The organism is Bauldia litoralis, assembly GCF_900104485.1.
GTDB classification, from domain to species: domain Bacteria; phylum Pseudomonadota; class Alphaproteobacteria; order Rhizobiales; family Kaistiaceae; genus Bauldia; species Bauldia litoralis.
The window spans coordinates 244,330-263,158 of the sequence record NZ_FMXQ01000002.1; the positions used below are offsets into that span (position 1 = coordinate 244,330).

The window sequence follows — 18,829 nt, forward strand, 5'->3', positions numbered from 1 at the left end:
GCCATGGTTCAGATCAGGTCGCGCAGCATCCTGAGCGCCTGGTCGACCGAAGCGAGGCGGACGCCGGAGCGGTCGAGCCCCGCGTAGACGTGGGTAAAGTGGCCCGCGGGCATGCCGCGGCGACCCGACGCGAAATGGACCAGCCCCACTGGCTTGTCGGCGCTGCCGCCGCCGGGACCGGCGATGCCGGTGATCGAGACGGCAAGGTCGGCGCGGGAGTGATCGAGGGCGCCCGTCACCATAGCGCGGGCGACCTCCTCGCTGACGGCACCGAGTCGGTCGATCAGATCGGCCGGCACACCCAGCACCTCATTCTTGGCCGCGTTCGAATAGGTGACGAAGCCGCGATCGACCACCACCGAGGAGCCGGCGATTTCGGTCAGCGTGCCGGCGACCAGTCCACCGGTGCAGGATTCCGCCGTGGCGACCATGAGGTTCGCCGCCGAGCAGCGTTCGACGATTTCACGGGCGAGTGGGAGGAGAGGCGTGAGGTCGGTCATGGCGCGGCCCTGAAAGGAAGGCGGATGGTGGCGGTCGCCGTGGCGGTGATCCCCTCGCCACGGCCGATGAAGCCGAGCCGTTCGCTGGTCGTCGCCTTGATCGCGACCCGATCGGTGGAGAGCCCGCAGATCGCGGCGATCCGGGTCCGCATCGCCTCGCGATGGGTCGATATGCGCGGCGCCTCGGTGATGATGGTGACGTCGAGATTGGCGATCGCACCACCGCGCGCGACGACCCGCTCGACCGCGAAGCGCAGGAAGATGTCGGAGGACGCATGCCGCCATTGCGGGTCCGACGGCGGGAAGTGGTCGCCGATATCGCCGTCGGCAAGCGCGCCGAGGATGGCGTCGGTCAGGGCATGAAGCGCGACATCGCCATCCGAATGGGCAACGATGCCGTGGCTGTGAGGGATAACGATGCCGCCGATGGCGACGGTGTCGCCGGGTCCGAAGGCGTGAACGTCGTAACCGGTGCCGACCCGCACGTCGCCGAGCGCCAGCGCCGCCTCGGCCTGGAGGCGGTGGTCGGCGGCGGCGATCTCGTCAGCCGTTGTCAGCTTGATGTTGCCGGTCTCGCCCTCGGCGACCCGGACCGGAATGCCCGCCCATTCGGCAACGGCCGCGTCGTCGGTGAAGGAGAGGCCGGAATCGGCGGCGAGGTTGTGCGCCTTGAGGATGGCGTCGAAGCGGAAGCCCTGGGGCGTCTCGGCGGCGCGCAGGCGTTCGCGCGGCACGGTACCGGTGACCAGTCCGCTATCGTCGACCGACTTGAGCGTCGCGGTAACGGGGGAGGCGGGCAAGACCGCATCGGCGTGGTCGAGGCCGGCGATCACCCTGTCGATCAGCGCGTTCGACGCGAAGGGGCGCACGGCGTCGTGGATCAGGATCCGCTCCGGCGGATCGTCGGCGAGCCGGAGCAGGCCGCGTCGAACCGAGTCCTGACGGTTGTCGCCGCCGATGACCCAGGGCAGAAGCCTGTCGTCGGACGGCGCCACGGCATCGAACATCTCTGCGTCTCCAGCGCCGATGACGACGAGCACGGTCATGCGGCTCGGATGGGAGAGGAACCGATCGAGCGTAAGTCGTATGACAGGAATGCCACCGATCTGTCTGTATTGCTTGGGATAATCGCCGCCACCCGCCCGGACGCCGCGTCCCCCGGCGACGATCAGTACGGTTGTGTCGCCTGTTGTCACGCCCTATTCCCGTGAGTCTGGTTATTGGGCGGGCAGATCATAACAGCCATGTTGCGGCGCAAAGCGATTCTCCTTGCGGCCTGAGGTGAGTTGATTACAATATATGCAAACATCGGTGTGCCTAACGAATATGCAGTTGCGTCATTCCATCAAGTCTCTGGCCGAGCCCCTGGCGATTGGACCAGTCGTCGTGCCGAACCGGGTGTTCCTGGCGCCGATGTCGGGGATATCCGATCGGCCGTTCCGCCAGCTTGCCCTCGGTTTCGGCGCGGGACTCGTCGTGTCGGAAATGACGGTGGGCGAAAAACTGGCGCAGGGCAATGCCGAGGCATGTCTGCGGGCGGAAAGGGCCGGGCAGGGGCCGCATGTGATCCAGCTTGCCGGCCGCGAGGCCCACTGGATGGCCGAAGGCGCTCGCGCGGCCGAGGACGCCGGCGCCGACATCGTCGACATCAACATGGGCTGCCCGGCCAAGAAGGTGACGGGCGGCTATTCGGGCTCGGCGCTGATGCGCGACCTCGATCACGCCCTCGGCCTGATCGAGGCGACGGTCGGTGCCACCACGCGGCCGGTGACGCTGAAGATGCGGCTTGGCTGGGACGACTCGTCGATCAACGCGCCGGAACTGGCGCGCCGCGCCGAGGCGGCCGGCGTGCGGATGGTCACCGTCCACGGTCGCACCCGCTGCCAGTTCTATACCGGCAGCGCCGACTGGTCCGGAATCCGCGCTGTGAAGGACGCGGTGTCGATCCCGGTCGTGGCGAATGGCGACCTGGTGCGACCGGGGGACCTCGGCCGCATGCTCGAACTGTCCGGCGCCGACGCGGTGATGGTCGGCCGCGGCGCTTACGGGCGGCCGTGGTTTCCCGGCTTCGTCGCGTCCTATGCCGCGACCGGCACGATGCCGGTGGCGCCGGGCGGACGGGCGCTGGCGGACCTGGTGGTCGGTCACTATGAGGCGATGATCGGCCACTACGGCGAGCGCAACGGCTCCCGCGCCGCGCGAAAGCACCTCGGCTGGTATCTCGACGGTCTCGACGGAGCGGCGCCGGCTACCATGCGACGGGCGATCCTGACCGAGAAGCGACCTGACGCAGTCATCACGATGCTGCGCGCCGTCCTCGACGACGGGCCGGTGAGGAGGGCTGCGTGACAGCTGAAGCGATGACCGAATCGCGTCCGGCGGGCGACGTCAACGCATGGGCCTTGCTCAATGCGCTGCCTCACCCGGTGGTTCTGGTGGAGGGCGACGACCGTATCGGCGCGGCCAATAATGCCGCCGAACTGTTTTTCCAGGCGTCGGTGAGCGTTCTCAAACGCCACCGGCTTGAGGACTTCATCCCCTTCGGCAGTCCGCTGCTCTCGCTGATGGAGCAGGTCCGCGAACGCGGTTCCGCGGTTGCCGAGTATCGCGTCGATGTCGGCACGCCGCGCAACGGCGCCGAGCGGGTGGTCGACATCTACGCCTCACCAGTCGGCGACGACCAACGCAGCATCGTCCTCCTCCTTCAGGAACGGACGATGACCGACAAGATCGATCGCCAGTTGACCCATCGCGGCGCGGCGCGTTCGGTGACCGGCCTTGCCGCGATGCTCGCCCACGAGATCAAGAACCCGCTTTCCGGCATCCGCGGCGCAGCGCAGCTTCTGGAAACCTCCGTCGAGAATGACGACCGGGCCCTGACCCGCCTGATCCGCGACGAGGCCGACCGGATCGTCAAGCTGGTCGACCGGATGGAGGTCTTTTCCGACGAGCGGCCGATCGAGCGCGAGCCGGTCAATATCCACGTCGTCCTCGACCGGGTGCGTGGCGTCGCCCGCTCCGGCTTCGCCCGCAACATCAAGATCGTCGACGAATACGACCCGTCGCTGCCGCCCGTGTATGCCAACCATGACCAGCTCGTTCAGGTCTTCCTCAACCTGGTCAAGAACGCCGCCGAGGCGATCGGCAACCAGCCGGATGGCGAGATCGTGTTGTCCACCGCCTTCCGGCCGGGCGTTCGCCTCTCCGTCGCCGGCAACAGCGACAAGGTCAGCCTGCCGCTCGAATTCTGCGTGCGCGACAACGGCGGCGGGGTCCCGCCCGACATGATCCCGCATCTCTTCGATCCCTTCGTTACCTCGAAGGCGAATGGAACCGGGCTTGGTCTGGCGCTGGTGGCGAAGATCGTCGGCGATCATGGCGGCGTGATCGAATGCGAATCCCAGGGTCGGAAGACCGTTTTCCGGGTGCTGATGCCGGCCTTTCCCAGCCGGTCGGCGCCAGTGAAGGATCAATAGAATGCCGCTTGGAAATATCCTGGTCGCCGACGACGACGCCGCGATCCGCACCGTGCTCAACCAGGCACTGTCGCGGGCCGGCTACTCGGTCCGGCTGACATCGAACGCTGCCACCCTGTGGCGCTGGATCAGCGCCGGGGAGGGCGACCTCGTCATCACCGACGTGGTGATGCCCGACGAGAACGCCTTCGACCTCCTGCCGCGGATCAAGCGCATCCGGCCCGACCTGCCGGTCGTCGTGATGAGCGCCCAGAACACCTTCATGACCGCGATCCGCGCCTCCGAGCGCGGCGCGTACGAATACCTGCCGAAACCGTTCGACCTCAAGGAACTGACGACGATCGTCGGTCGCGCCCTCGCCGAGCCCAAGGCGCGTCGCCTCGAGCCGGAAGGCGGCGATCCGGGGGAGAATATCCCGCTGGTCGGTCGCTCGCCGGCGATGCAGGACATCTACCGCGTTCTCGCCCGGTTGATGCAGACCGACCTGACGGTGATGATTGCCGGCGAGTCCGGCACCGGCAAGGAACTCGTCGCCCGCGCCCTGCACGATTACGGCAAGCGGCGCACCGGTCCCTTTGTCGCGATCAACATGGCGGCAATTCCGCGCGACCTGATCGAAGCCGAGCTTTTCGGGCATGAGAAGGGGGCCTTCACTGGTGCCCAGGCGCGAAGCTCCGGCCGCTTCGAGCAGGCGGAGAGCGGCACGCTGTTCCTCGACGAGATCGGCGACATGCCGATGGAGGCGCAGACCCGTTTGCTCCGGGTGCTGCAGCAGGGCGAATACACCACCGTCGGCGGCCGGACCTCAATCAAGACCGACGTGCGGATCATCGCAGCGACCAACAAGGACCTGCGGATCCTGATCAATCAGGGGCTGTTCCGCGAGGACCTCTTCTTCCGTCTCAACGTCGTACCGATACGCCTGCCGCCGCTGCGCGAGCGGAGCGAGGACGTCCCGGACCTGGTTCGCCACTTCTTCGCGATCGTCGAGAAGGAGGGCCTGCCGACCAAGCGCGTCGAGGTCGCGGCGATGGAGCGGATGAAGCGTTATCGCTGGCCGGGCAATGTCCGCGAACTGGAGAACCTGGTTCGCCGGCTGGCGGCGCTCTATCCGCAGGAGACGATTACCGACAACATCATCGAGGCCGAGGTCGACCAGCCGGCGGCGTCCGTTTCCGGAGGCGACGGCGAGGAGGACGAGAGCCTGTCGGTATCGGTCGAGCGGCACCTGGCGACCTACTTCCAGGGATTCGGCGAGACATTGCCGCCGCCGGGCCTCTACCACCGTATCCTGCGCGAGGTGGAAAATCCGCTGATCAGCGTCGCGCTGGCCGCGACCCGCGGCAACCAGATCAAGGCAGCCGAACTTCTCGGTGTGAACCGCAATACGCTGCGCAAGAAGATTCGCGACCTCGACATCCAGATCATCAGGGGCGGACGCTAGGGGGCGTCGAGCCCGGGTTTTCCCCTGTTGTTTTTCAATCACAATGTTGTTGCAATTTAACCGCAGGCTGCCGTAGTTCGATCCTCTTGAGCCGGCGGCCTCAGCCCGTCGGCGGTGTGGCCCAAGGGTGCAATGACGGCCGAAACCCCATTTCCTCTCAGCACGCCGCTGAACCGCCGGACATTCGAGATGTCTCGTCTCGTCAGGGCCAGCGGCTATGTCGGCGTTGTCTCGGCCTTGATTGTCGCGGCCGCGACCTTCTTCATCCTGATGGGCCTGACGCCCATCGAGCCGACCCAGTATGTCGTCCTGACGGTCTTGATCGTCAACGGCGCGCTGGCGGTCTTCCTGGTGCTTGTCATCGGCTGGGAGATTGCGGCGCTGGTTCTCGCCCGGCGACGGCGGCGGGCGGCGGCCCGGCTGCATATCCGGATCGTGGCGCTGTTCAGCATCGTCGCAGCGACGCCCGCGATCCTCGTTGCCGTCGTTGCCAGCGTCACGCTCGACCGCGGCCTCGACAACTGGTTCTCGACCAGTACCCGCGCCATCGTCGAAAACTCGGCCGCCATCGCCCAGTCCTTCATCGATCAGCAGGTCGACCTGCTCGACCGTGACATCCTCGGCCTCGAGTCGGAGCTCGAACGGGCCCGGTCCCTCCTGATCGACGACCCTGACCGCTTCCAGACATTCCTTGCCGCCAACGCCCAGGAGCGGAACCTGCCCGGCGCGTTTCTGGTCAAGGGCGACGGGAGCATCGTCGCGGAGGCGCGTGTCGGTTCGCAGGCCCAGTTCCCGCCGCCGCCACCTTCGGCAATCGCCCGCGCCGCGGCAGAACCGAGCCAGCCGGCGCTGATCACCCCGGGGTCGACCAACATGGTTGGCGGTGTCGCCAAGCTGGACGACTACGACGACGTCTTCATCTACGCGCTGCGCCCGATCGCCCCCGAGGCCCTCCACCAGGTGACGCTGGCGAGCGAGAACGTCACCCAGTACCGGGCGCTCGAGGCGACGCGGTTCGGCATCCAGCTTGCCTTCGGCATTCTCTATCTCGGCGTCGCGCTGGTCGTCCTGCTCTCGGCCATCTGGCTGGGCATCAGCTTTGCCAACCGCCTGGTGGCGCCGATCCGCCGCCTGATCGACGCTGCCAAGCAGGTCTCGGCCGGCAACCTGGCGGTACGGGTGCCGTCCAAGAAATCCGAGGGCGACCTCGGCGACCTGAGCGATACCTTCAACACGATGACCGCCCAGCTGCGCGGCCAGCGCGAGGAACTGCTGTCCGCCAACGAACAGATCGACAGCCGGCGCCGCTTCACCGAGGCGGTGCTCTCCGGCGTGACGGCGGGCGTCATCGGCATCGACGGGGAAGGGCGGATTACCATCGCCAACCGGACGGCCCTGCGGATGCTCAACGTCAACAAGGGCTCGGTCGAGCGGCGGCCGATCACCGAGATCATGCCGGAACTCGGCCCGGTGGTCGCCGCGGCGCTGCGCGGCGAACGGCCGGAGCAGCGCGACCAGATTTCGGTCAACACCGTCAACCGTGAGCGGACAATCAACGTGCGGGTGACGACCGAGGGCTCCAGCGAGCGCGCCCACGGCTACGTCATTACCCTCGACGACATCACCGACCTTGTTTCGGCCCAGCGCAGCTCTGCCTGGGCCGACGTTGCCCGGCGCATCGCCCACGAGATCAAGAACCCGCTGACGCCGATCCAGCTTTCGGCCGAACGGCTGCGCCGCAAGTTCGGCAAGGTCGTCCAGGAAGACCGCGAGATCTTCGAGCAGTGCACCGACACCATCATTCGCCAGGTCGGCGACATCGGTCGGATGGTCGACGAGTTCTCCTCCTTCGCAAGGATGCCGAAGCCGACGATCGAGCGGAAGAATCTCGCCGAATCGATCCGTGAGGCGGTGTTCCTGCTCGAGGTCGCCCATCCGGAGATAACTTTCGCCCTCGACCTTCCGGCGGAGCCTCTGCTTGGCGATTTCGACGCCCGGCTGATGTCCCAGGCTTTCACCAACATCGTCAAGAACGGCACCGAAGCGATCGCCGGGCTGCCGGCCGACGAGAAGACCGGCGCCAAGCTGACGGTGTCCGGACGGATCGAAGACAACTGGATCGTCGTTGACGTGGTCGATACGGGCATCGGCCTTCCGGCGGAAAACCGGCATCGGCTTCTTGAGCCCTACATGACGACTCGCGAGAAAGGCACGGGACTTGGACTGGCGATAGTGACCAAGATCATTGCCGAACACGGCGGACGCATAGAACTGATGGACTCCCCGGAGGTCGCGCATGGCGGGCATGGAGCGCTCGTCCGGGTGCGGCTGCCGGGCGCTCGCGGCGGCGCGGAGGAATCGGCAACGGCCGAGTCCGAAGAGTCGATGGCCGAGTAGGGGCGAAACAGGACAAGCATGGCTTCAGACATTCTCATCATCGACGACGAGGCGGATATCCGGGACATCGTTTCCGGCATCCTGTCGGACGAAGGACACGGAACGCGGACGGCCGCCGACGCCGATACGGCGATTGCCGAAATCGCCAAGCGCCGGCCGTCGCTGATCTTTCTCGACATCTGGCTGCAGGGTAGCCGCATGGACGGCCTGCAACTGCTCGACGAAATCAAGCGCGACCATCCGGACCTGCCGGTGGTGATGATTTCCGGCCATGGCAACATCGAGACCGCCGTTTCGGCGATCAAGCGCGGCGCTTACGATTATATCGAGAAACCGTTCAAGGCCGACCGGCTGGTGCTGATCGCCGAACGCGCACTCGAAGCCTCGCAACTGCGCAAGGAAGTCCAGTCGCTGCGCGAGCGCTCCGGCGAGGCGGTGGAACTGGTCGGCCATTCGGCCGCGATGAACCATCTTCGTCAGTTGATCGAGAAGGTTGCGCCCGCCAACAGCCGCGTGATGATTTCCGGCCCGTCCGGTTCCGGCAAGGAACTCGTGGCGCGCGCGATCCATCGCCTGTCCGGCCGCGCCTCCGGCCCCTTCGTGGTGATCAACGCGGCGGCGATCACGCCGGATCGCATGGAAGAGGCGCTGTTTGGCAACGAGTCGCTGAACGGCGCCGGCCACCGCGTCGGTGCGCTGGAGGAAGCGCATGGCGGCACGCTGTATCTCGACGAAGTCGGCGACATGCCGCGGGAGACGCAGAACAAGATCCTGCGGGTGCTGGTCGACCAGACTTTTCAGCGGGTTGGCGGCTCGACCAGGGTGAATGTCGATGTCCGCATCGTCTCTTCGACCGCCCGCGACCTGGAGCGGGAGACCCAGGAAGGGCAGTTCCGCGAGGATCTGTTTCATCGGCTGGCCGTGGTGCCGATGCGGGTGCCGGCGCTGGCCGAGCGGCGCGAGGATATCCCGGAGCTGGTCCAGAATTTCGTGGCGCTGATCTCGCGCGCCACGGGGCTTCCCGAACGCGAGATCGGCTCCGACGCAATGGCCGTGCTTCAGGCCCATGACTGGCCGGGCAACCTTCGCCAGTTGCGCAACAATGTCGAACGCCTGCTGATTCTCGCCCGCGGCGACGCCGCCGAGGCGATCACCGCTGAAATGCTGCCGGCCGAGATCGGCGAGATGCTGCCGACGACACCGGGCCGGGCAGGGGGCGAACACCTGATGTCGCTGCCCTTGCGCGACGCCCGCGAGATCTTCGAGCGCGAATATCTCAAGGCCCAGGTCGACCGTTTCGGCGGAAACATCTCGCGGACGGCCGAATTTGTTGGCATGGAGAGGTCGGCCTTGCATCGCAAGCTCAAATCGCTTGGTGTCGGCTAGCCACCGCGACAACGGCAGGGGGTTGCCACAATGCGGGTTGTGATTTGCGGTGCCGGCCAGGTCGGCTTCGGTATCGCCGAGCGTCTTTCGGCGGAAGAGAACGACGTCTCGGTCATCGACACGTCGCATGAGCTGATCCAGGCGATCCGGGATTCGCTGGACGTCCGGGGCTTCATCGGCCACGGCGCCCATCCCGACGTGCTGGCGCAGGCCGGTGTCGACCAGGCCGACATGATCATCGCGGTGACGCTCTATGACGAGGTGAACATGGTCGCCTGCCAGGTGGCCCATTCGCTGTTCAACGTGCCGACCAAGATCGCCCGCATTCGCTCGCAGAGCTACCTGCAGCCGCACTGGGCGGACCTCTTTTCCTCGAACCACCTGCCGATCGACGTCATCATTTCGCCGGAGGTTGAGGTTGGCGAACTGGTGCTGCGCCGGCTGGAAGCGCCGGGCGCCGTCGATGCCGTGCGTTTTGCCGACGGCCAGGTGGTGACCATCGGCATCGACCTCGGCGAGAACTGCCCGGTCGTCGATACGCCGCTGTCGCAACTGACCGAGCTCTTTCCCGACCTGCAGGCGGTGGTGGTCGGCGTCCTGCGCGAGGGCAGGCTGTTCGTGCCGCGATCGTCCGATGCGATGCTGGTCGGCGACCGGGTCTATGTTGTCTGCAAGGTCGACCAGGTGCGCCGGACGCTGGGCATCTTCGGCCATGAGGAGCCGGAGGCGCATCGCGTCGTGATCGCCGGCGGCGGCAACATCGGCCTTTATGTCGCCGAGGCGCTCGAGGCGCGCGGCTCGCGCGCCCGCGTCAAGATCATCGAGATGTCGCGCGACCGGGCGATCGCCATTGCCGACCGCCTCAAGCGGACCGTGGTGCTCCATGGCGACGCGCTCGACCAGGACCTGCTTCAGGAGGCCGACGTCCAGGACGCCGACACCCTGGTCGCGGTGACCAATGACGACGAGGTCAATATCCTCGCCTGTGTCATGGCCAAGCGGCTCGGCGCGGCCAGCAACATGGCGCTGATCAACAATCGGTCCTATCCGGCTTTCGCCGGAACGCTGGGCATCGACGCAACCGTCAGTCCCCGGTCGGTGACGATCTCGAAGATCCTGCAGCATGTGCGGCGCGGCCGTATCCGCGGGGTGCACACCATCGAGAACGGGCTCGCCGAGGTCATAGAGGCCGAGGCGCTCGACACCTCGCCGCTGGTCGGCAAGGCATTGCGCGACCTCAACCTGCCCGACGGCATTCGCATCGGCGCCGTGTTCAGGGACGGCAAGGTGATCGTCCCGCACGGGTCGACCAAGATCGCGGCGAAGGACCGGGTCATCATCTTCGCCACTGCCGACAAGGTGCGGCAGGTCGAGCAGATGTTCCGCGTGAGCCTCGAATTCTTCTGATCGCCGCGAAAAGATGATCGGCGTCTTCCACCTTCTTGCCCAGGCCCTCGCGGGATTTGCGGGCGCCATGCTGCTGCCGGCGGCCATCGCGCTGGCGACGGGGGAACGCCATTCGGCAGCCGTCTTCCTGGTCGTGGCGGGACTGATCGGCTTCCTGGCGGGCGCGGCGCATTTCGCCCTGCGCGGACGTCGCCGGAACCTGGACCGCGTCGCCGGTTACGTGCTGGTCGTGGCGATCTGGGTCGTGCCGCCGCTGCTGGCCGCCATTCCCATCATGCGGATCGCCGATGTCGGCTACGTCACGGCGCTGTTCGAGGCCGTGTCGGGCTATACGACGACCGGGGCGAGCGCCCTCAAGGCGATTGCGCCGCTCGGTTTCAGCGGCATCTTCTTCCGCGCCGAACTGCAATGGATCGGCGGGCTGATCACGCTGCTGACCGTCGTCGCCATCATTTCGCCGAGCGGCCTCGGCGGCATTCCGCGCGTTCCGATCGGAACCAGCGTCGACAGTCGCTTCAACCGGCTGGGCGACACCCTGCGGCGGGTCACGATCGCCTATATGACGATTACCGTCGCCTGCGCGGGCTTTCTCCTCGCCACAGACATTCCGCCCTTCGACGCCGTCTGCCTGGCCCTGTCGACCGTCTCGACCGGCGGCTTCATGCCGATGGAAGGAAACCTTTCCGCCTACGACTCGAGCTTCGCGGAGGTCATCATCGCGGTGTTCATGCTGATCGGCGCGACGAGCATCATCTGGCACCGGATGGTGCTCGAGGGGCGCTGGTCGATGGCGGCGAAGCACCGGGAGAGCTACTGGATGATCGGCATGGCGCTGCTCGCGACCCTGCTCTACACGGTGGCCTTCGCCGTCGGCCGGTCGGACGCGCCGGCCTTCTCCTTCTTCGACTCGCTGCGCGACGGCTTCGTCAGCGGCGCATCGCTCGTCAGCACGACCGGGTTCGAGGCGCATACCGGGGGAATTGCCGCGCTGCCGCTGCCGATCGTCCTGCTGTTCGCCGTCATCGGCGGTTGCGCGCTATCGACGGCGGGGGGCATCAAATACTACCGGATCGGCGGGATGCTGACGCTTTCACTTCAGGAACTGCGCCGCCTCGTCTATCCGCACAGCATTCGCACGGCCCGGCTCGGCAGTGCCTTTTATGACATTGCCCAGATGAAATCGATCTGGAGCAGCATCATCGTCGGGCTGTTCGTCATCATGGCCGCCACCCTGCTGATCGCCGCCTCGGAGCCGAATTTCGATGGCGCCCTGACCGCGGCGATCGCTGCCTTCTCCAACATGGGCCCGCTCTATTCGACCGACTGGCCCGCGCCCGACGTCTGGCCCGCCTACGCGGATTTCAGCGTTTTCGCCAAACTGGTGATGATCGTCACCATGGTTCTTGGCCGGATCGAAGTCCTGGTGCTGCTCGGCGCCCTCAACATCGCATATTGGCGTTCCTGAATGTCCCGAATTGCTTATGTAAACGGTCGGTACCTGCCGCATGGCCAGGCAGGGGTTCATATCGAGGATCGCGGCTTCCAGTTTGCCGATGCGGTCTACGAGGTCTGCGAGGTCAAGGACGGACTTCTGGTCGACGAAGGCCGGCATTTGCAGCGCCTGACGCGCTCGCTTTCCGAAATTCGCATGGCTGAGCCGCGACATCCGGCTGCACTTGGCGCCATCCTTCGCGAAGTCGTGCGGCGCAACCGGGTGCGAAACGGCATCGTGTACCTTCAGGTGACCCGCGGCGTTGCGCCCCGCAATCACCCCTTTCCGAACCCGGAGGTGGCGCCGGGCCTCATCGTCACTGCGCGGTCGATCAACCCGGCCGAGGGCCGGGAAAGGGCGAGGACGGGCATCGCCGTCATCACCACCCCCGATAATCGATGGGAACGGGTCGACATCAAGAGCGTCGGGCTGCTCCCCAACGTCCTGGCCAAGCAGAAGGCGCGGGAGGCCGGCGCTTTCGAGGCATGGTTCATCGACGAAAACGATTACATTACAGAGGGTTCGTCGACCAATGCATGGATCGTGACCGGGGAGGGCGTGCTCGTCACCCGGCCAGCGGATCACAGTATCCTGCGCGGCGTCACGCGGATGGTCGTGCTTGAGACCGCCGAGGACCTGGGCATGACGGTCGAGGAACGGCCCTTCACCCTGGCCGAGGTCCGGGCCGGCAGGGAGGCCTTCATCACGGCGTCGTCGACCCTCGTGATGCCGGTGGTCAAGGTCGACGGGGAGACCCTCGGCGACGGTCTTCCCGGTCCGGTTGCAATCCGGCTTCGGTCCGTATTCCACGATCACGCCGATTACGGGCGCAACTGGGCGTCCTTGACGAAGTGAAATTCATAGGTGACGCAAGGGTCAACACCGTTCAAACTGATGGCGCTCATTGGTGGTGGGCCGATGGCGGCGACTGGCGCTCCTCCCAGACAGCCAAAAAAAGACGAGACGGATAATGGCGGACCGCGCACAAAACCTACAGGACACGTTCCTCAACTACGTTCGCAAGAACAAGACACCGCTGACAATCTTCCTTGTCAACGGCGTGAAACTTCAGGGCATCGTCACCTGGTTCGATAATTTCTGCGTGCTGCTGCGGCGGGACGGGCACTCGCAATTGGTATACAAGCACGCCATATCGACGATCATGCCTGGTGCCCCTCTGCAACTCTTCGAGCCCCCCGAGGAAGGGGCGGCGGCGAAACAGGAGTCCGATTGAGCGAGACTGAAGACGCGACGGACGACCACGACCTCCGGCGACCGCCCGAGCGGACGCTGGTTCTCGTGCCGATTGTCCGGACCAAGGCGGATGCCCAGGGTGGCCGCGACAGTGCCGCCCGGGTGGAGGAGGCCGTCGGCCTCGCCGCGGCGATCGATCTCGACGTGATCGAGGGGGTGGCGGTGCCGTTGGCCAGTTACCGGCCGGGCACGCTGTTCGGCACCGGCAAGGTAGACGAGATCGCAGCAAGGCTCGACGCCGAGAAGATCGGCCTCGTCATCGTCGATCATCCGCTGTCGCCGGTCCAACAGCGCAACCTCGAAAAAGCGTGGAAAGCCAAGGTCATCGACCGGACCGGGCTGATCCTCGAGATCTTCGGCGAGCGGGCCCGGACGCGGGAAGGGCGGCTGCAGGTGGAACTCGCCCATCTGACCTACCAGAAGAGCCGCCTGGTCCGGAGTTGGACCCATCTGGAACGGCAGCGCGGCGGCTTCGGCTTCCTCGGCGGCCCGGGCGAGACCCAGATCGAGGCGGACCGGCGGGCACTGTCGGAGCGCATCGAGCGGATCAAGGTCGAACTGGCCTCGGTCGCGACGCGCCGCCGGCTTCAGCGCCGTACGCGCAAGCGGTCCGGCCAGGCCATCGCCGCGCTGGTCGGCTATACCAACGCTGGAAAATCGACGCTTTTCAATGCGTTGACCCAGTCCGGCGTGTTTGCCGATGACCGGCTTTTCGCGACGCTCGACCCGACGCTCCGCCGGGTGGAGCTGCCAAACGGCACGGCGATCGTCCTGTCCGATACCGTCGGTTTCGTTTCCGACCTGCCGACGTCACTGGTCGCGGCCTTCCGCGGCACGCTGGAGGAGGTCGCCGAGGCGGATTTGATCCTCCATGTCCGCGACATTGCCGACCCGGATACGGAAGAGCAGGCCAGGGACGTCGCCGCCGTGATGGGGGAACTCGACATCGATGCGAGCGATCCCGACCATGTCATCGAGGTCTGGAACAAGATCGACCTGATTCCGCCGGATCAGCGGCCGCCGGCACGCCGGGCGCCGACCAAGACCGGGAAACCGGCGGGTCCGACCGTCATTCCGGTATCGGCGCTGACCGGCGAAGGGCTGGAGACACTGTTGACGGCCATAGAGGACCACCTGGCGATCGACCGGCCGATCTACCGGGTCGAATTGACGGCAGACGGCCTGACGCGCCTGCACAGGCTCTACGAGATGGGCGAAGTCCTCGACCGCGAAGACAGCAGCGAAGGAACGGTGACGGCCCATGTCCGGGTTGCGGAAGGGGCCCTGGACCGGTTTCGCAAGGCGTTTCCCGAGGCGCGGCTGGTCACCAAGCAACCCCCGGCGCCGGAAGCCGACGCGGCGGCCTGAGGCCGTCCGGCGGCTATTCGGCCAGCTTTGCCTGCTGCCACAGCGCTTCCATCTCTTCGAGACTGGCATCCTTGGGCGAGCGCTCCTCAGCCGCCAGCGCCGCCTCGATCATGGCGAAGCGCCGGGCGAATTTGACGTTGGCGTCCGCCGTCGCCTGATCCGGGTCGACATCGAGGTGTCGCGCGAGATTGGCGACCGCGAACAACAGGTCGCCGACCTCCGCCGAAACCCGCTCAGGCTCGCGTGGCGACGTGTCGAGTTCGGCCTCGATCTCGTCGATCTCCTCGCGAAGCTTGGCGAGCACGGCGCGCGGGTCGTTCCAGTCGAAGCCGACCGTCGACGCCTTGGCCTGGAGCCTGACGGCACGGGCGAGGGGCGGCAAACCTTTCGCGACATCGTCGAGCAGCCCTGGCGGCCCCTCGGCGTCTTCACCGCGCCTGAGCCGGCGCTGGCGCTTCTCCTCGGCCTTGATCCGCTCCCAGACGCCCTTGGCCTGGCCGGCGGCGCGCGCATCCTCGTCGCCGAAGACGTGCGGATGGCGGCGGATCATCTTCGTGGTGATCGCCTCCACGACATCGGCAAAGGCAAAGGCGTCGACTTCCTCGGCCATGCGCGCGTGGTAGACGACCTGCAGCAGCAGATCGCCGAGTTCCTCGCGGAGGTCGGCCATGTCGTCGCGGGCGATCGCCTCGGCAACCTCATGGGCTTCCTCGACCGTGTATGGGGCGATCGAGGCGAAGGATTGCTCCTTGTCCCAGGGGCAGCCGGTCACCGGATCGCGCAGCGCCGCCATGATCTCGATCAGCCGGCCGATATCCCGGGAGGGCTTCATTCTCGACGTCTCCGATGCGCTAATCCGCGCCTATCAATGAAAGTCGCATAAGATATATTATGGAACTTTTTGGTATAGGCGGAAATGGGCAGGACGGTCACAGCGTGATCTGCATCCCGTCAAAGGCCGGCTCGACATGCGCCGGCAGCGACGCCTTCAATGTCGCATAATCGAGATCGTTGTGCATGTGAGTCAGGATCGCGCGCCGCGGCCGCAGCCTCTCGATCCATGCGAGCGCCTCGTCGACGCTGAGATGGCTCGGATGCGGCTCGTAGCGCAGCGCACCGACCACCCAGGTATCGAGGTCATGGAGCAGCGCCGCGGTCTCGTCAGGTATTGCGCTGACGTCGCAGGAATATGCGAAGCCGCCGATCCGGTAGCCGGTCGACGTTCCGCCGCCATGGATCTGTCGGTACGGCATGATTTCGACCGGTCCGCCGGCGCCGTCGATCACCAGTGGCTCATACGGCTGGACGCGATTGAGCGCGATGATCGGCGGATACGAGCCGCCGGGCGCCGTTTTCAGGCAGTATGAGAAGCCTTGCTCGATGCGATCGGCGGTATCGTCGTCGGCATGGACTGGCACCACGCGGCGGGTGTTGAGCCAGAACGCCCGGAGGTCGTCGATGCCGTGGAGATGGTCGGCGTGGGCGTGCGTGTAGAGTACGGCGTCGATCGCATCGACATTGGCTGCGAGAAGCTGCGTGCGCATGTCCGGACCGGTGTCGACCAGGATGCGCGTCGGGATCGGGCCATCGCCGAATTGCTCGATCAGCAAGGCGCAGCGACTGCGCCGGTTCTTCGGCTCGAGCGGATTGCATGCACCCCAGTCGTTGCCGATGCGCGGGACGCCAGGCGACGAGCCGCAGCCGAGGATCGTGAGGCGCAGGCTCATCGCTTCACGGTCGCTCTATCTTACTGAAAAGACGATAGAAATTGTCGGTGGTCGCCGCCGCGAGCGCGGCTGGCTCCAGTCCCCTGGTTTCGGCGAGAACCTTTGCGGTTTCAACCACATAGGACGGCTCGTTGCGCTGGCCGCGATGCGGAACGGGCGCCAGATAAGGTGCGTCCGTCTCGACCAGCAGACGGTCGAGCGGCAGTCCGGCGGCGATCGCCCGAAGATCCTCGGAGCGCTTGAAGGTCAGGATGCCGGAGAACGACACGTGCAGGCCGAGTTCGATGCCGGCGAGCGCCAGGTCGCGGCCGGACGAGAAGCAATGAAGGATGGCCGGGAAGGCACCCTTCCCCATTTCCTCCCTGAGGATTGCCGCCATGTCGTCATCGGCCGACCGGGCATGGATGACCAACGGCAGGCCGGTTTCGCGCGCCGCCGCGATATGGCGGATGAACGATGTCCGCTGGGCGTCGCGCGGCGCGTTGTCATAGTGATAGTCGAGGCCCGCTTCGCCGATCGCCACGACCTTCGGGTCGGCGGCCAGGGCGATCAGGTCGGCCGTGGTGACGTCCGGCTCCTCGGCGGCATTGTGCGGATGGGTGCCGATCGAGCAGTAGACGTTGTCATAGCGTTCGACGATCGCCTTAAGGCCGGCATATTTCGCGACCCGGGTCGAGATCGTCACCATGGTCTCGACGCCGGCCGCCCGCGCCCGCTCGACCAGCGCGTCACGGTCGGTGTCGAAATCCGGGAAGTCGAGATGGCAGTGGCTATCGACGATCATCAAACCAGCGCCAGATCAGGACCGCTCGTCCGCGGGTTCCACATAGCGCGGAAAGATGCCGCTCGGCGTCGGAAGCGTCGTGCCGGCCGTCAGGCGACCGCCCTCCCCGAGCGCCGCGAAGTCGCGCCGATCCTCGGGAACGCCAAGAAGATCAAGCAGTTGTGCCGCGGAATCCGGCATGATCGGCTGGACAAGGATTGCCACCTGGCGCACCGCCTCGGCGGTGACGTAGAGAACCGTGCCCATCCGCGCGACGTCGGTCTTGCGCAAGGCCCATGGCTCGGAGCCGGCGAAATAGCGGTTCGCCTCGGCGACCAGCGCCCAGAGCGTATTGAGCGCGGCGTGGACCTGCTGTCCGGCCATCGCCGTCCGGCATCTGGCCAGCAGATCATCGGCCTGGTCGAGCAGCGCCTTGTCCTCCGGCGTGAAATCGCCGGGCTGCGGCAGGACGCCGTCGCAATTCTTGGCGATCATCGACAGCGAGCGCTGGGCGAGATTGCCGAGGTCGTTGGCAAGGTCCGAGTTGATCCGCTGGACGATGGCGTCGTGGCTGTAGTTGCCGTCCTGGCCGAACGGCACCTCGCGCAGGAAGAAGTAGCGGACCGCGTCGACGCCGTAGGCATCGATCATCGTGAACGGGTCGACGACGTTGCCGACCGACTTCGACATCTTCTCACCGCGGTTGAACAGGAAGCCGTGGGCATAGACCCGCTTCGGCGGCTCGAGGCCGGCCGACAGCAGGAATGCCGGCCAGTAGACCGCGTGGAACCGGACGATGTCCTTGCCGATGACGTGGAGGTCGGCCGGCCAGTAGCGGGCAAAGGTCTCCGTGTCGTCGGGAAAGCCGACGCCGGTGATGTAGTTGGTCAGCGCGTCGACCCAGACATACATGACATGCGCCGGGTTCTCCGGTACCGGGATGCCCCAGTCGAAGGTCGTGCGCGAGATCGACAGGTCGCGGAGCCCGCCCTTGACGAAGCTGACCACCTCGTTGCGGCGCTCGTCGGGGCCGATGAACTCGGGATGGGCGGCGTAATGGTCGAGCAGCCGGTCCTGATAGGCGGAGAGGCGGAAGAAGTAGCTCTCCTCCTCGACCCATTCGACCGGCGTTCCCTGCGGTCCGTAGCGGACGCCGTCCGGCCGTTCCTCGGTCTCGGACTCGGCGTAATAGGCCTCGTCGCGCACCGAATACCAGCCGGCGTAGGAATCCTTGTAGATGTCGCCCGTCTCCACCATCCGCCGCCAGATCTCCTGCGAGGCCGCGTAGTGTCGCGGCTCGGTGGTGCGGATGAAGTCGTTATGCGAGCAGTTCAGCTCCCGGACCATCTTCTGGAAGAGCGGCGTGTTGCGGTCGGCGAGCTCGCGCGGCGTCAGCCCATCGCGGAGCGCCGTCTGTTTCATCTTGATGCCGTGCTCGTCCGTCCCCGTCAGGAAATAGACGTCGCGGCCGTCGAGGCGCATGAAGCGCGCCAAGGCGTCGGTCGCCAAGGCCTCATAGGCGTGGCCGATATGCGGCGCGCCGTTCGGATAGGAGATCGCAGTGGTGATGTAGTATTTCTGATCGCTCATAATCGTCTCGCCAAATGCCTCGACA

At 66.0% G+C, this 18,829-nt stretch carries 16 protein-coding genes; 10 read left to right on the top strand and 6 right to left on the bottom strand.

Translation table 11 applies throughout. The features are described 5' to 3' along the window. Positions 1-8: 8 nt before the first annotated feature. Both BLT60_RS05095 and BLT60_RS05100 read right to left on the bottom strand, forming a co-directional pair. On the bottom strand, positions 9-500 hold the full coding sequence (locus tag BLT60_RS05095) for a CinA family protein (protein ID WP_090875195.1): 492 nt from the start codon (positions 498-500) through the stop codon (positions 9-11). Continuing rightward, positions 497-1,696 carry a bifunctional 2-C-methyl-D-erythritol 4-phosphate cytidylyltransferase/2-C-methyl-D-erythritol 2,4-cyclodiphosphate synthase gene (locus BLT60_RS05100; RefSeq protein ID WP_090875197.1) on the bottom strand — a complete coding sequence of 400 codons (1,200 nt, stop codon included), beginning with the start codon at positions 1,694-1,696 and terminating at the stop codon, positions 497-499. The genes BLT60_RS05095 and BLT60_RS05100 overlap by 4 nt, the downstream gene beginning before the upstream one ends. Before the next feature lie 130 nt (positions 1,697-1,826). Here BLT60_RS05100 and dusB point away from each other — a divergent pair, with 130 nt between their 5' ends. The 10 genes from dusB (at position 1,827) to hflX (ending at position 14,724) form a co-directional block, all read left to right on the top strand. Then, on the top strand, positions 1,827-2,849 hold the full coding sequence (gene dusB / locus BLT60_RS05105; RefSeq protein WP_090875199.1) for a tRNA dihydrouridine synthase DusB: 1,023 nt from the start codon (positions 1,827-1,829) through the stop codon (positions 2,847-2,849). A gap of 11 nt (positions 2,850-2,860) precedes the next feature. Further along, the gene (locus BLT60_RS05110) at positions 2,861-3,976 is read left to right on the top strand and encodes a two-component system sensor histidine kinase NtrB (protein ID WP_090875738.1); all 1,116 of its coding nucleotides are present in this window, start codon (positions 2,861-2,863) and stop codon (positions 3,974-3,976) included. Between the two features lies 1 nt (position 3,977). After that, positions 3,978-5,420, top strand: a complete 1,443-nt coding sequence (gene ntrC, locus BLT60_RS05115; protein ID WP_090875201.1) for a nitrogen regulation protein NR(I) — start codon at positions 3,978-3,980, stop codon at positions 5,418-5,420. A gap of 189 nt (positions 5,421-5,609) precedes the next feature. Further along, the gene (locus tag BLT60_RS05120; protein WP_244521147.1) at positions 5,610-7,817 is read left to right on the top strand and encodes a sensor histidine kinase NtrY-like; all 2,208 of its coding nucleotides are present in this window, start codon (positions 5,610-5,612) and stop codon (positions 7,815-7,817) included. Positions 7,818-7,835: 18 nt separating this feature from the next. Further along, positions 7,836-9,203 carry a nitrogen assimilation response regulator NtrX gene (gene ntrX, locus BLT60_RS05125; protein WP_090875203.1) on the top strand — a complete coding sequence of 456 codons (1,368 nt, stop codon included), beginning with the start codon at positions 7,836-7,838 and terminating at the stop codon, positions 9,201-9,203. A gap of 30 nt (positions 9,204-9,233) precedes the next feature. Beyond that, positions 9,234-10,610 carry a Trk system potassium transporter TrkA gene (trkA, locus tag BLT60_RS05130; RefSeq protein WP_090875204.1) on the top strand — a complete coding sequence of 459 codons (1,377 nt, stop codon included), beginning with the start codon at positions 9,234-9,236 and terminating at the stop codon, positions 10,608-10,610. 13 nt (positions 10,611-10,623) lie between these two features. Beyond that, positions 10,624-12,075 carry a TrkH family potassium uptake protein gene (locus BLT60_RS05135; protein ID WP_090875206.1) on the top strand — a complete coding sequence of 484 codons (1,452 nt, stop codon included), beginning with the start codon at positions 10,624-10,626 and terminating at the stop codon, positions 12,073-12,075. Beyond that, complete coding sequence (locus tag BLT60_RS05140) at positions 12,076-12,957, top strand: D-amino-acid transaminase (protein WP_090875207.1); 882 nt, start codon at positions 12,076-12,078, stop codon at positions 12,955-12,957. Positions 12,958-13,069: 112 nt separating this feature from the next. Then, positions 13,070-13,336, top strand: coding sequence for an RNA chaperone Hfq (gene hfq, locus BLT60_RS05145; protein ID WP_090875739.1), 267 nt, complete (start codon positions 13,070-13,072; stop codon positions 13,334-13,336). Further along, positions 13,333-14,724, top strand: coding sequence for a GTPase HflX (gene hflX, locus BLT60_RS05150; protein WP_090875210.1), 1,392 nt, complete (start codon positions 13,333-13,335; stop codon positions 14,722-14,724). The genes hfq and hflX overlap by 4 nt, the downstream gene beginning before the upstream one ends. A 13-nt stretch (positions 14,725-14,737) precedes the next feature. On the opposite strand, the gene mazG is transcribed toward hflX, so the two are convergent. From mazG to metG, 4 genes are all read right to left on the bottom strand, one after another. Beyond that, positions 14,738-15,556: a nucleoside triphosphate pyrophosphohydrolase gene (mazG, locus tag BLT60_RS05155; protein ID WP_090875212.1), complete on the bottom strand. Its 819-nt coding sequence runs from the start codon at positions 15,554-15,556 to the stop codon at positions 14,738-14,740. Between the two features lie 97 nt (positions 15,557-15,653). Further along, a complete protein-coding gene (locus tag BLT60_RS05160) occupies positions 15,654-16,451 on the bottom strand; it encodes an MBL fold metallo-hydrolase (protein WP_090875214.1) in 798 nt (265 codons plus the stop codon). A gap of 4 nt (positions 16,452-16,455) precedes the next feature. Further along, positions 16,456-17,235 (bottom strand): TatD family hydrolase, encoded by a 780-nt coding sequence (locus BLT60_RS05165; RefSeq protein WP_090875216.1) that lies wholly within the window; start codon positions 17,233-17,235, stop codon positions 16,456-16,458. A gap of 15 nt (positions 17,236-17,250) precedes the next feature. Next, complete coding sequence (gene metG / locus BLT60_RS05170) at positions 17,251-18,804, bottom strand: methionine--tRNA ligase (protein WP_090875218.1); 1,554 nt, start codon at positions 18,802-18,804, stop codon at positions 17,251-17,253. Positions 18,805-18,829: the final 25 nt, after the last annotated feature.